Annotated in this window: 10 protein-coding genes; 2 read left to right on the top strand and 8 right to left on the bottom strand. The window is 59.0% G+C overall.

From position 1 onward, the window contains the following. Positions 1-5 precede the first annotated feature (5 nt). Positions 6-326 (bottom strand): PTS fructose-like transporter subunit IIB, encoded by a 321-nt coding sequence (locus LPQ25_RS16690; RefSeq protein WP_004179264.1) that lies wholly within the window; start codon positions 324-326, stop codon positions 6-8. A gap of 20 nt (positions 327-346) precedes the next feature. Then, positions 347-1,423, bottom strand: a complete 1,077-nt coding sequence (locus tag LPQ25_RS16685; protein WP_023341267.1) for a PTS fructose transporter subunit EIIC — start codon at positions 1,421-1,423, stop codon at positions 347-349. A 309-nt stretch (positions 1,424-1,732) separates the two neighbouring features. Here LPQ25_RS16685 and ptsP point away from each other — a divergent pair, with 309 nt between their 5' ends. After that, positions 1,733-4,234, top strand: coding sequence for a phosphoenolpyruvate--protein phosphotransferase (ptsP, locus tag LPQ25_RS16680; protein ID WP_004179266.1), 2,502 nt, complete (start codon positions 1,733-1,735; stop codon positions 4,232-4,234). 37 nt (positions 4,235-4,271) lie between these two features. Here ptsP and LPQ25_RS16675 read toward each other — a convergent pair whose 3' ends face one another. The 5 genes from LPQ25_RS16675 to LPQ25_RS16655 form a co-directional block, all read right to left on the bottom strand. Beyond that, a complete protein-coding gene (locus LPQ25_RS16675) occupies positions 4,272-5,237 on the bottom strand; it encodes a PDR/VanB family oxidoreductase (RefSeq protein ID WP_004224047.1) in 966 nt (321 codons plus the stop codon). 57 nt (positions 5,238-5,294) lie between these two features. Next, positions 5,295-6,743 (bottom strand): NAD-dependent succinate-semialdehyde dehydrogenase, encoded by a 1,449-nt coding sequence (locus tag LPQ25_RS16670; protein ID WP_014907874.1) that lies wholly within the window; start codon positions 6,741-6,743, stop codon positions 5,295-5,297. Positions 6,744-6,761: 18 nt separating this feature from the next. Then, positions 6,762-7,886, bottom strand: a complete 1,125-nt coding sequence (gene yeaW, locus LPQ25_RS16665; protein ID WP_002898571.1) for a carnitine monooxygenase, oxygenase subunit YeaW — start codon at positions 7,884-7,886, stop codon at positions 6,762-6,764. 36 nt (positions 7,887-7,922) lie between these two features. After that, complete coding sequence (locus tag LPQ25_RS16660) at positions 7,923-9,530, bottom strand: BCCT family transporter (protein WP_004183615.1); 1,608 nt, start codon at positions 9,528-9,530, stop codon at positions 7,923-7,925. 455 nt (positions 9,531-9,985) lie between these two features. Then, positions 9,986-11,071 carry a tartrate dehydrogenase gene (locus LPQ25_RS16655; RefSeq protein WP_014907872.1) on the bottom strand — a complete coding sequence of 362 codons (1,086 nt, stop codon included), beginning with the start codon at positions 11,069-11,071 and terminating at the stop codon, positions 9,986-9,988. Positions 11,072-11,153: 82 nt separating this feature from the next. On the opposite strand from LPQ25_RS16655, the gene LPQ25_RS16650 reads away from it, so the two are divergent. Then, positions 11,154-12,116, top strand: coding sequence for a LysR substrate-binding domain-containing protein (locus tag LPQ25_RS16650; RefSeq protein WP_014907871.1), 963 nt, complete (start codon positions 11,154-11,156; stop codon positions 12,114-12,116). Here the strand turns inward: LPQ25_RS16650 and LPQ25_RS16645 are convergent. Continuing rightward, positions 12,113-13,393, bottom strand: coding sequence for an NAD(P)/FAD-dependent oxidoreductase (locus tag LPQ25_RS16645; RefSeq protein ID WP_002898585.1), 1,281 nt, complete (start codon positions 13,391-13,393; stop codon positions 12,113-12,115). The genes LPQ25_RS16650 and LPQ25_RS16645 overlap by 4 nt on opposite strands. Positions 13,394-13,395: the final 2 nt, after the last annotated feature.

The raw sequence follows: 13,395 nt of genomic DNA, 5'->3' as shown, positions 1-13,395 counted from the left end.
AGGCTTCAGGCGCTCTGGGAAAGGTGGCTGTCTATCTTGTTCATGATGGCGTCGGCGCGCTTGACCGCATCGCTGATATTGACGCGCACGATAGTTTTCCCGGCAAAACGCTCTTCGAATTTGATGCCGATATCTTTGGTCAGAATGACCATATCGGCGGCGGCAATCTCCTCCGCCGTCAGTTCGTTTTCAATGCCGATAGAACCCTGCGTTTCAACCTTGACCTGCCAGCCTTTGGCTTTGGCGGCGCTTTCCAGTGATTCAGCGGCCATGTAGGTGTGAGCCACCCCCGACGGGCAGGCGGTGACAGCGATAATGTGGGTCATAATCTGTTCCTTCCAGTCTGTTAGTTAATTTCGAAATCAAGGTCCAGTTCATCGTCAGCGGCGACGTCAGTGGGTTTCTTTTTGGCGAAGGCTTTCAGCAGGATGACGCAGGCAGCGCTGACGCAGGCGCCGACCAGCAGTGCGGCAACAAACCCGAGCTTGCCCTGGACCACCGGCAGCACGATAAGCCCGCCCCAGCCGGCGTAACACTGGGCGCCCATCAGCGCGGCGGTGACGCAGCCGCTGGCGGCGCCAATCATATTGGCCGGAATGACGCGCAGCGGATCCGCGGCGGCAAAGGGAATCGCCCCTTCGGTCACGCCGACACAGCCCATCACCAGCGCGGCTTTGCCGGTTTCCCGCTCTTCGGCGGTGAAATATTTGCGGCCAATCAGCGTCGCCAGCCCCATGCCCAGCGGCGGTACGGCGATACCGACGGCGGCGATAGCCACCACGCTGTAGACGCCCTGCGAAACGCAAATCAGCATGAAGGCGTAGGCAACTTTGTTCACCGGGCCGCCCATATCAAAGGCCAGCATCAGACCCATAATGATGGCCAGCACCACGATGCTGCCCTCGCGCATCCCCTGCAGCCAGCCGGTCAGGTTAGCGGTCAGCGCGCCAACCGGCTCGCCAAGCCCCCACATCATGATCCCGGCGGTGATAAAGGTGCCGACGATGGGAATGATGAAAATTGGCATCACCGAGCGCAGAACTTTATGTACGGGGATTTTTTTCAGGTAATAGACCACCAGGCCGCCAATCATGCCGGCGATCAGCGCGCCGAAGAAACCGGCGCCAAAACTGTTGCCCACCCAGGCGCCGATGGCGCAGGGGGCCAGCGCGGCGCGGTCAGAAATGGAGTAGCCGATGTAGGCGGCGAGAAAGGGCACCATCAACGTCAGCCCGGCGACGCCGATATCAAAGAGTTTCTTCAGGTTGGGGTCGGAGGCAGCATCGGGTACCGCGCCTTTGCCATACAACATGACGGACACCGCCAGCAGGATCCCGCCGGAGACCACGAAGGGGATCATATGTGACACGCCGGTCATCAGATGCTGGCGGGTATTTTTTAGTATTTGCACCAGTTCGTTCATTGCTTGCTCCTGAGCGCTGTAGGGCCCGTGACAGTATGGATGGCTCAACATTAGAAAAAGGGCGTCGCATAAAACAGTAGAGAAAAAGTGCATTTACTGGATATTTGTAAGATGAGAAAAGAATTGCGATCCACCTCAAATCTTAGTGATGACAGGAGATATGAGCGCTAACAGGGTGGAATTGTGATGGCGGGCATAAAAAAATATTGTGTGTACAATAGTCCAGTAATTGCCAGTTTTATCACCTAGTGCCCGGGGCTGTCTTTTATTACTTTTTGAGGAAATAATGGATTGCTCTGGAGGAAGGCGATGGCTCTGGTCATTGAATTTACATGTGATTTGCCCAACGGCGTGCATGCGCGTCCGGCCAGTCTGGTCGAAACGCTGTGTAATCGTTTTTCATCAGCGATTGAGTGGCGGAACTTGCGCCGCGGGACCGGCGGAAATGCCAAAAGCGCGCTGGCGATTATCGGCAGCAATACCCTGAAGGGCGACGCCTGCCAGCTGCTTATCAGCGGCGAAGATGAAGCTGAGGCATTCGCCGCGATAACGGCCTTTATGCGCGATGAGTTTCCTCACTGTGACGCGCCGCTGCCCGCTGCGCCAACGCTGGATGTCCAGCCGGTGCCAGAGTCGCTTTCGCGGCTGAACCCGACGCTGTTTCATGCCCACCCGGTGTGCGCCGGCAGCGCGGGAGGGACGCTGGTTCATCTCAAATCACGCGATCTGCACGAGCTGGGCGAACTGCCCGTCGCCGTCAGTCCCGAACAGGAGCAGGCGGCGCTGGATAATGGCCTGCGCCTGCTGGTGAAAGATATCGAGCTGCGGCTGCTGGACAATGACGGCACCGCCAGCGCGATCCTGGAAGCTCACCGTTCGCTGGCGACGGATGCCTCGCTGCGCCAGCACCTGCTTGGTGGCATCCTCACCGGCCTCAGTTGCGCCCAGGCGATTGTCGCCACCGGCGACCACTTCTGCGCCCAGTTCCGCGACTCCGGCAACAGCTATCTGCAGGAGCGGGTACTGGATGTACGCGACGTTTGCTTCCAGCTGTTACAGCATATCTACGGCGAAGCTCGTTTCCCGGCGCCGGGCCAGCTGCGGGAAGCGGCCATTTGCCTTGCCGACGAGCTGACCCCCAGCCAGTTTCTGGAACTGGATAAAACGCATCTCAAAGGACTGCTGCTGCGCAGCGGCGGCACCACCTCGCATACCGTGATTCTGGCACGCTCATTCAATATCCCTACTCTGGTGGGCGTGGATTTAGCCGCGCTGCTGCCGTGGGTAGATACGCAGGTGCAGATTGACGGCAACGCCGGGCTGTTGGTGGTGGATCCGAGTCCGGCGGTAGCGCGCTACTATCAGCAGGAGGCCTGGCTACAGGCGCAAATCCGGCAACAGCAGCAGGTATGGCTGGATAAAGCCGGGCAGACGCAAGACGGTATCCGCGTGGAAATCGCCGCCAATATCGCCCATTCGGTGGAAGCGGTGGCGGCATTCAACCAGGGCGCGCAGTCGGTAGGGTTGTTCCGCACTGAAATGCTGTATATGGATCGCCCGAGCGCGCCGTCGGAAGATGAGCTGTACAACATCTTCTGCCAGGCGCTGGAACCCGCTGCCGGGCGCAGCATTATCGTGCGGACTATGGATATCGGCGGCGATAAGCCGGTGGCCTATCTCAACATCCCTGCGGAAAACAATCCGTTCCTCGGCTACCGCGCGGTGCGCATTTATGAAGAGTATCAGGCGCTGTTTCACACTCAGCTACGGGCGATTTTACGCGCCTCGGCACACGGCTCGCTGAAGATTATGATCCCCATGATTTCATCAATGGAAGAGATCCTGTGGGTGAAAGAGCGACTGGCGGAGGCCAAACAGTCGCTGCGCGTCGAGCAGATCCCGTTTGATGAAAAGATCCCGCTCGGCATCATGCTGGAAGTGCCGTCGGTGATGTTTATCATCGATCAGTGCTGTGAAGAGGTGGATTTCTTTAGCATCGGCAGCAACGACTTAACGCAGTATCTGCTGGCGGTGGATCGCGATAACGCGAAAGTGACGCGCCACTACAACAGCCTGAATCCGGCCTTCCTGCGCGCGCTGGACTATGCCGTGCAGGCGGTGCATCGGCAGGGGAAATGGATTGGTCTGTGCGGCGAACTGGGGGCCAAAGGATCGGTGCTACCGCTGCTGGTAGGCCTCGGTTTAGATGAATTGAGCATGAGCGCACCGGCGATCCCGGCAACCAAATCGCGCCTGGCCCAGCTGGACAGCCGCGCCTGCCGCCAACTGCTGAATCAGGCCATGCAGTGCCGTACCTCACTGGAAGTGGAGCATCTGCTGGCCCAGTTCCGCATGCGTCAGCAGGATGTCCCGCTGGTGAGCGCCGAGTGCATTACGCTGAATAGCGACTGGCGCAGTAAGGAGGAGGTGCTGAAAGGGATGACGGATAATCTGCTATTGGCCGGCCGCTGTCGCTATCCGCGTAAGCTGGAGGCCGACCTGTGGGCTCGCGAGGCGGTGTTCTCCACTGGTCTGGGCTTTAGCTTCGCCATTCCGCACAGTAAATCCGAGCATATTGAGCAGTCGACTATCAGCGTCGCGCGGCTGGCGCAGCCGGTGATATGGGGCGATGAAGAGGCGCAGTTTGTGATTATGCTGACGCTGAATAAGCACTCGGCGGGCGATCAGCATATGCGTATCTTCTCGCGGCTGGCGCGGCGCATTATGCACGCGGAGTTCCGTCAATCTCTGGTATCCGCGGAGAGCAGCGAGGATATTGCCGACCTGCTGCGCCGCGAGCTGGAACTGTAATTGTCTCTCCGGCCAGCGCCGCTGGCCGGAGAGCGAGCTATAAATCCAGCACTAACCGGCCGCCTTTAGCGCGTGAGCAGCAGATCAGCATACTCTGCTGGCTGGCTTTCTCTTCCTCGCTGTAATACTGATCGCGGTGGTCGGCTTCCCCCTCCAGAATCATCGTTTCGCAGGTGCCGCACACCCCTTCTCGGCACAGGCATTCGACCTTCGCCGCTTTGTTATTCTCGATCACCTGCAAAATGGTCATATCCTGCGGCACGGTAAATTCGCGTCCGGAACGCGCCAGCACCAGAGTAAATGCCTCTCCGCTTTTATCCTCAAGGATAAACTGCTCAAAGTGCAGCTGGCTGGCGGGCACCTGATGGCGTTCGGCGGCGGCTTTCACCGCCTCGTTAAGCGCCGCTGGGCCGCAGGTATACACGTGGGTTCCTGGCTCGAGGTCGGCGAACAGGCGCGGTAGGTCGAGACGGCTGCCGAGAGCTGATACATGAACATTGACCCGATCGCGCCATGGCGCAGCGCGAAGCGTATCGACGAAAGCATTACTGTCGGCGTCGTGAAAACAGTAATGCAGCTGCCAGTCGGCCTGCCGCTGTTCCAGTTCCGGAATATGCGATAAGAATGGCGTAATGCCGATGCCGCCGGCGATCAGCAGATGTTTTCGCGCCTGTGGTTCGATGGCGAACAGATTGTTGGGCGTGGACACCGTCAGGGTATCGCCCGGGCGCACCCGCTGGTGCATAAAACGCGAGCCGCCTTTGGAAGGCGACTCAAGACGCACCGCAATCTGCCAGCTGGTGGTATCCAGCGGCGAGCTCATTAGCGAATAGGCGTTACTGTAGCGCTGCTCGCCATCCTGCATCTGGACGATAATATGGCTGCCGCCGCTGAATGCCGGCAGCGGGGCGCCGGTCGGCGACACCAGCGTAAAACGCTTCACAAGAGGGGTGATCTGTTCAACATCGCGAACGACCGCCTCAAACATTTGATAATCAGACATCGCTGAACTCCATCAAAAAATCCCGGCGTGGCTAGCGCCATCGCCGGGAGAGCACATTTACAACCCCTGGCAGAGATACTTCATCTCCAGGTAATCTTCGATTCCGTGTTCCGACCCTTCGCGGCCAAGACCGGACTGCTTTACCCCGCCAAACGGTGCGACTTCGTTGGAAATTAGCCCGGTATTGATACCGACCATGCCGTATTCCAGCTGCTCGGAGACGCGCCAGATACGGGCGGCATCGTTGCTGTAAAAATAGGAGGCGAGACCGTAGATGGTGTTATTCGCCTGCTCGATGACCTGCTGCTCATCGTCAAATTTCACCAGCGCGGCCACCGGGCCGAAAATCTCTTCCTGCAGCAACAGTGACCCCGGCTGTACGTCGCCGATCACCGTAGGGGTGAAGAAATTACCGCCCAGCGGATGCGCTTTACCGCCGGTTAACAGCGTGGCGCCGCGGCTCATGGCGTCGTCGAGCAGGGACTGCACTTTGCGCCCGGCGTCGGCGTTGATCAGCGGGCCAATCTGTACATCGGACTCGCTGCCATCGCCCACTTTCAGGGCGGCGACGCGAGCGACGAATTTATCGCAGAATTGGTCGTAGATGGCGCGATGAATATAGAAGCGGTTGACGCAGACGCAGGTTTGCCCGGCGTTGCGGAACTTGGCGATCAGCGCGCCCTCGACCGCTTTATCGATATCGGCGTCGTCAAAGACGATAAACGGCGCGTTACCGCCGAGCTCTAAAGAGAGCTTTTTGATGGATTCCGCGCACTGGCGCATCAGCACGCGGCCAACTTCGGTCGAACCGGTAAAGGAGAGCTTACGCACCCGCTCATCGCCGGTGAACACCGCGCCAATCTCTCGCGACTGGCCGGTAACGACGTTAATGACGCCCTGCGGGATCCCGGCCTGATTCGCCAGCTCCGCCATCGCCAGCGCGGTAAACGGCGTTTCGTTAGCCGGCTTAATCACCATCGTACAACCCGCGGCCAGCGCCGGGCCGGCCTTCCGGGTGATCATCGCCGCCGGGAAGTTCCACGGGGTGATCGCCGCGCAGACGCCTACCCCCTGGCGGATCACCATCAGGCGTTTATCGGCGCCGGGGGAGGGGATTATCTCGCCGTTGGCGCGTTTCCCTTGTTCGGCAAACCACTCGATAAACGAGGCGGCATAGGCGATTTCGCCTTCCGCTTCCGCCAGCGGCTTGCCCTGCTCGGCGGTCATGATCTGCGCCAGCGCGGTTTTGTTTTCGAGGATCAGGCGGTGCCAGTTTTTCAATAGCGCGGCGCGCTGAGCGGCGGTTAATGCGCGCCAGTCCGGCAGCGCGGCCGCGGCGGCATCCACTGCCTGTTGCGCTTCCGCACGCCCCATATTGGGGATCTGGCCGAGCGTCGCGCCGGTGGAAGGATTGCTGACGGCAAGCGTCGTGCCGTCGGCGGCGTCGCGCCAGCTTCCGGCAATCAGCGCCTGCTGGCGAAACAGATCTGAGTGAAACACAGACATAGCAAGCTCCTTCAACGATTACGGCTGGAACACCTGGGCGACCAGATTGTGGAAATGCGCGATCCCGTGCTCGGAGATACCGCTGCCGCTGTTATCCGCCATAATGCGCCCCTGGCCGCGATAGCCGCGGGACTTCAACCCCTTCTGCACGCTTTCCACCAGGCGTAAATCTTCCGGGCGGAACACGTCGCGATACCACTCAATCAGCGCTTTCTGATCGTCAGTCAGCTCTTCGTTGGTGAAATAGATGTCGTAATTCTGCAGAGTGGTCTCTTCATCCACCGGGAATTCATAGATAACGGTCATCATGCCCTTGATCGGCGTGACGTTGAACATGGTGCACGGCCACAGCCAGAAACCGTGAAACGCGGCGTCGGTACCCTCTTCGAATTTAAACGACTGCTCGGACGGTTTGGCGAAGCCATACTGCAGCGTCCATTTGCCGTGCATGGTGTGCCAGTAGCGGTCAACCTGGACGGAATCCGAGAAGCCCGGGTGCGCCGGACCGCAGTGGTAACATTCCAGATAGTTATCGACGATATTTTTCCAGTTCGCCGGGGTGAGGGTGGTAAAGCGCGCCGCCAGTTTCAGATCATGCACGTCCGGACAGGCTTCCAGCACTTTGTCCTGCAGCCCCGGTAGCTGCGTTTCCACACTCTCCGCTTCCGGATTCATATTGATAAACACAAAGCCGGCATACTCTTCCAGGCGAACCGGCACCAGCGTTGCCTTTTCGCTATCGAAATTCGCCACGTTTTCGCAGTTGCGGGCGTGGGCGAGATTGCCGTCCAGCTTGAAGGCCCAGGCGTGATAGGGGCAGGTAATCACGTTTTTGGCTTTGCCTTCGCCGCTCAGTAGCTGGTGGCCGCGGTGTGGGCAGACGTTATAGAAGGCGCGCAGAATGTTGTCGCGGCCGCGGACGATAACGATATTTTCGCCGATGATCTCCCGGGTAATGTAATCGTTCGGCCGGGCGACCTCGCTGCCGTGGGCGACGCAAATCCAGCTATTGGCGAAGATGCGCTCTTTCTCGTGCTCAAACGCCTGGCTGTCGGTATAAAAACGGGCCGGAATGGTCCAGGCATCCTGCGGATTAGCGCAAAAGTTAATCGGCAGGGTGAAGTCAGGGCTCAAATTGCTCATGTAGGGTCTCCTTGTGATTATTGTCAGTAAGAGGTTTTACAGCGACTGGCCGTCGCCTTTGAGTACCGCGCCAACCGGCAGCGTCTCGGCTTTAATAATGGGCTCGGGGGTATGGGTTTCTATCTGATGGACCGGAACGTGGGCGTAGTCCTGTTTTAACCAGCGCACGAAGCCGCCGGTTTTAATCAGTAAAATGGCCAGGAACGGTAGGGCGGTCAGCACCACGGTGGTTTTCATGGTCTCAAGCGAAGCGCCGGTAAACAGAATCGACAGCGGGATGAGGGTGATCACCACGCACCAGAACAGGCGCATGCCGCGATCCGGATCCTCGCCTTCGCGCAGGTTGCGGGTACTGGTCGCCGCCATGGTGTAGGCCACCGCATCCATGTGCGAGGCGAGGAATACAATCATCACGAACAGATAGGCGGCGAGGAACAGCTTACCTGCCGGCAGCGACATCAGGACCTGCTGGACGGCGGTTTCGCCGCCGAGAGTCTGCATCACCTGTGGTACGTTAATCACGCCGTTAACGAACTGGTGCATGGCGTAGCTTTCCATCACCCCGAAGAAAAACCAGCAGCCGGCGGTGCTACCGAGGAGCAGTCCCCAGATCACCTCTTTGATTTTGCGCCCGCGGGAGACGCGGGTGACGAACATCGCCACGCCTGGGGTGTAGGAGATCCACCACAGCCAGTAGAAGACGGTCCAGTTGCGGGTAAAGGCGCCGTCGCCGAGCGGGTCGGTAAACAGGCTCATCTGCAGGAAGTTTTGGGTCGTCAGGCCGACGGCGTTAATGACGTTATTGGTGATGAATTCGGTCGGGCCAACCAGTAATACCACCAACGGCAGCAGAAACGCCCCCCAGCCGACCATTTTGCTCAGGCGCTGCAGGCCGTTGTTGATGCCAATCCACGAACTCATGCAGAAAATACCGCCGGAGAGCAGGATCACAAATGCCTGCACGGTGAAGTTATCCGGCAGTCCGGTCAGCGCTGACAGGCCGCGGGTGAAGGTGGCGGCGGTGACTACCAGCGAAATGGTTAACGCGCCGACGGTAGCGATCAGGAACATCAGATCGACCAGACGGCCCCAGAAACCCTGCGGATTAACGCCGGTGATCGCTGAAACGATCCCGGAGAGGCTGAGGCCTTTATTTTTCCGCACGTGGAAGTGATAGGCCATGATCAGCGAGGCGAGGGTATAGGTTGCCCAAGCGCTTACGCCCCAGTGGAAGAAAGAGTAAGGGATGCTGTATTCCAGCGCTTTCGGCGATTGCGGGGCAATGTTAAGGCCCGGGGTCTGGTAGTAATAAGCCCATTCGGCAACGCCCCAGTACAGCGTGGAGGAGCCGAGACCGGCGCAGATAAACATAAACAGCCATGAGAGGGTACTGTATTCGACTTTACCTTCGCCGAGACGGATATTGCCGTATTTGCTGGTGGCCAGATACAACACCAGTCCCAGCGCCAGCAGCACCAGTACCTGTACCGTGGAACCCAGCAGGCGGGTCACGCCGTTAAAAATCGAATCAGCTGCCTGCGCGGTTTGCTGGGGGAAGAGACTTAATGTAGCGGCGATGAAAACAATGGCCGCCAGGCTGATGGCAATCAGCGGCACATCTTTTTTCTTTACGTTGCTCAACATGAGTGATCTCCTGGGCATGATTGCCCGTCGGTGGCTTTAGCCTGTCGTTGTTATCACGCTGTAGGGTCAGGGTTCGTAGCAAGATGCTATTAACAATTGGATTATTTCTTCGTTACATGAATTAAACAATTGGCCGTTTCGTGAAGCAATAAAACACGAAACGGAAATAATAAAAGGTGAATTGGCGCAGGTTCTGTCCTTTCAGGAATTAATAAAGTTCACCGCTGTGATGCGGTTCACTTGTCAATCGTGGGGGATTCTGCATAGCGAAAAGAGAGGGGAGTTGGCGGACCAGGCGCGCGGGTTTTCCCGGGTAGCGGCTGCGCCTTACCCGGGCTACTTGCTGTGCCGTTTTTTTTGCCGGGTGGCGGCTGTGCCTTACCCGGCCTACACACTACATTATCGTGCGATTGTAGCCCCGGTAAGCGCAGCGCCACCGGGGAGCGGCGGGGTAATTACGCCAAAATGGCCTTGCAGATAGCCTCGCTAACCTGCTGCGTTGAGGCACTGCCTTTCATGTCCGGAGTTTTCGGTCCGCAGGCGATCGTCTGCTCAATCGCCGCCAGAATGCCATCGTGAGCGGCGTGGTAGCGCTCATCGCCGTTGCCGAGGAAATCGAGCATCATCGCCCCGGCCCAAACGGTGGCGATCGGGTTGGCGATATTTTTACCGTAAATATCCGGCGCCGACCCGTGAACCGGTTCGAACAGCGACGGGAAATTGCGCTCCGGATTGAGATTGGCCGATGGCGCAATACCGATAGTGCCGGTACAGGCCGGGCCGAGATCGGAGAGAATATCGCCGAACAGGTTAGAACCCACTACCACGTCGAAACGCTCCGGCTGCAGCACGAAACGGGCACACAGGATATCGATATGCTGCTTGTCCCAGCGAATTTCGGGATAGTTTTTGGCCATCTCTTCCACCCGCTCATCCCAATAGGGCATGCTGATGGCCAGGCCATTGGATTTGGTTGCGGAGGTCAGCGTTTTGCGTGGGCGGCTTTGCGCCAGCTCAAAGGCGTAGCGCAGGATCCGGTTAACGCCGCGGCGGGTGAAGACCGACTCCTGAATCACCAATTCATGCTCGGTGCCTTCATTGGCGCGGCCGCCAAGGGCGGAATATTCGCCTTCGGTATTTTCGCGCACCACGTAAAAATCAATATCGCCGGCCTTTTTACCCGCCAGCGGGCAGGGGACGCCGGGGAACAGGCGCACCGGGCGCAGGTTGACGTATTGATCGAACTCGCGGCGGAACTTCAGCAGCGACCCCCACAGCGAAATGTGGTCGGGAACGGTATCCGGCCAGCCGACGGCGCCGAAGTAGATAGCATCGAAGCCCTGCAGCTGCTCGCGCCAGTCGTCCGGCATCATCTTGCCATGATGGGCGTAATATTCGCAGCTTGCCCACTCCATCTGCTCGAAGCTCAGCGACAGATCCCAACGCTGTTCGGCGGCTTGCAGCACGCGAATCCCTTCAGGCAGCACTTCTTTGCCAATTCCGTCACCCGGGATGGCGGCAATACGACAGGTTTTTTTCATTCCGGTTCTCACTTTTTAACGATGATGTTTGACCACCTGCCTATCCTATAATTGACTGGTTCATAATTAATCACGCTAACTGGTGAAACATAAAACACAGATCATGAATAATCTGCCGCTGCTAAATGATTTACGCGTCTTTATGCTGGTCGCTCGCCGGGCCGGGTTCGCCGCCGCCGCCGAGGAGCTTGGCGTATCGCCGGCGTTCGTCAGCAAGCGGGTTTCGCTGCTGGAGCAAACCCTGAATGTGATGTTGCTGCACCGGACCACCCGTCGGGTCACCATTACCGAAGAGGGGGAGCGGATCTATGAATGGGCGCAGCGCATTTTGCAGGATGTCGATGAGATGATGGATGAGCTTTCCGACGTGCGCCAGGTGCCGCAGGGAACGCTGCGTATTATCAGTAGCTTCGGCTTTGGCCGTCGGGTTGTCGCCCCGGCGCTGTCGGCGCTGGCTCTCCAGTACCCGCAGCTGGAGCTGCGTTTCGATGTCCAGGACCGGCTGGTGGATTTAGTCAATGAAGGGGTGGATCTCGATATTCGCGTCGGCGACGATATCGCACCGAATCTGATTGCCCGCCAGCTGGCGGCCAATCACCGCGTACTCTGCGCCTCGCCGCAGTTCCTTGCCCGCCATGCGCCGCCGAAACAGCTGAGCGATCTGGCCGCGTTACCCTGCCTGGTGATTAAAGAGCGCGATCACCCGTTCGGCGTCTGGCAATTGCATAGCAAAGAGGGCCAGCACGCCATCAAGGTAACCGGGCCGCTCTCCTCCAACCATGGTGAAATTGTGCATCAGTGGTGTCTGGACGGGCAGGGGATTGCGCTCCGTTCGTGGTGGGACGTCCGGGAGAATATCGCCAGCGGACATCTGGTGCAGGTGCTGCCGGACTACTGGCAGCCGGCCAACGTCTGGGCGGTTTACGTCTCCCGGCTGGCGACGTCGGCTAAAATCCGCACCACCGTGGAGTTTCTGCGCCACTACTTTCAGCAGCACTATCCGCAGCATGAGCCGACGGCCAGCGCCGTCGGCAGAGGCGATTAAACCCCAAGGCGGTCGCGCAGGCTGTAGTAGGCGGCGCCCATGGCGGTAAAAGGAATGCGCAGGCTGCGGCCGCCCGGGAACGGGTAGTGCGGCAGTTTGGCGAAGGCGTCGAAACGCTCGGCGTCGCCGCGCAGCAGCTCTGAAATCAAGCGTCCGGCAAGGTGGGTACAGGTCACGCCGTGGCCGCTGTAGCCCTGCATGTAGTAAATATTGTTATCGAGACGCCCGAACTGCGGCATCCGCGACAGGGTTAGCAGGAAGTTGCCCGTCCAGCGGTAGTCAATCTTCACCCCCTGCAGCTGCGGGAAGGTTTTCAGCAGTTTCGGCATAATCAGCCGCTCCACGTCGTCCGGATCGCGCGCGCCGTAGACTACACCGCCGCCGTACAGCAGACGGTTGTCGCCGGTCAGACGGTAGTAGTCCAGCAGGTAGTTACAGTCTTCCACACAGTAGTTTTTCGGGATCAGCGAGCGGGCGACCTCTTCCGACAGCGGAGCGGTAGTGACCACCTGGGTGCCGCACGGCATGCTGCGTTTCGCCAGCTCCGGCTCCAGTTTATCGCCGAGATAGGCGTTGCCGGCGACGATCACGTAGCGCGCGGTGACCTGGCCGCGCGCGGTGCTGACCACCGCCGGGCTGGTGTGCTGGATGCGGGTGACCGGCGACTGCTCATACACCCGGCCGCCGTTCAGGCGAATGGCATCCGCTTCGCCGATGGCAAGGTTCAGCGGGTGAATATGGCCGCCGCTGTGGTCGAGCAGGGCGCCGACGTAGCGGTCGCTGTCCACTTCGCGACGAATGGCCTCTCTGTCCAGCAGCTCCAGCTGGGTGTTGCCGTAGCGCTCCCAGTTGGCTTTCTGCTCTTCCAGGGTTTCCAGCTGTTTATGGTTCATCGCCACGAACAGGCCGCCCGGGCGGTAATCGCACTGGATCTGATACCGCTGGATGCGTTCGCGGATGATATCGCCGCCTTCGAACATCATGCTGCCGAGCATTTTTGCCGCATCCGGGCCGTAGTTCTTTTCAATGACGTCGATATCGCGGCTATAGGAGTTGACCAGCTGACCGCCGTTGCGGCCGCTGGCGCCGAAGCCGATGCGCGCCCCTTCCAGCACCACCACGTCGTAGCCCATTTCGGCCAGATGCAGGGCAGACGAGAGGCCGGTGTAGCCGCCGCCGACGACGCAGACGTCACAGTTGATGGATCCCTCCAGCGTCGGGAACGGTTCATACTTGTTGGCGCTGGCGGCATAGTAGCTAGTGGTATGTTCAGTCATGA

The sequence above is a fragment of the Klebsiella sp. KPN54798 genome, assembly GCF_021184225.1.
GTDB lineage: Bacteria > Pseudomonadota > Gammaproteobacteria > Enterobacterales > Enterobacteriaceae > Klebsiella > Klebsiella pneumoniae.
Note: the sequence above shows the minus strand (reverse complement) of the source record. Positions and strands in the feature narration are given on the sequence as shown.

Coding starts and splice junctions, on each gene's coding strand:
- ptsP (WP_004179266.1), top strand. CDS start 1,733: ATGGCTCTGGTCATTGAATTTACATGTGATTTGCCCAACGGCGTGCAT.
- LPQ25_RS16655 (WP_014907872.1), bottom strand. CDS start 11,071: ATGAAAAAAACCTGTCGTATTGCCGCCATCCCGGGTGACGGAATTGGC.
- LPQ25_RS16670 (WP_014907874.1), bottom strand. CDS start 6,743: ATGTCTGTGTTTCACTCAGATCTGTTTCGCCAGCAGGCGCTGATTGCC.
- LPQ25_RS16660 (WP_004183615.1), bottom strand. CDS start 9,530: ATGTTGAGCAACGTAAAGAAAAAAGATGTGCCGCTGATTGCCATCAGC.
- LPQ25_RS16690 (WP_004179264.1), bottom strand. CDS start 326: ATGACCCACATTATCGCTGTCACCGCCTGCCCGTCGGGGGTGGCTCAC.
- LPQ25_RS16645 (WP_002898585.1), bottom strand. CDS start 13,393: ATGACTGAACATACCACTAGCTACTATGCCGCCAGCGCCAACAAGTAT.
- yeaW (WP_002898571.1), bottom strand. CDS start 7,886: ATGAGCAATTTGAGCCCTGACTTCACCCTGCCGATTAACTTTTGCGCT.
- LPQ25_RS16685 (WP_023341267.1), bottom strand. CDS start 1,423: ATGAACGAACTGGTGCAAATACTAAAAAATACCCGCCAGCATCTGATG.
- LPQ25_RS16675 (WP_004224047.1), bottom strand. CDS start 5,237: ATGTCTGATTATCAAATGTTTGAGGCGGTCGTTCGCGATGTTGAACAG.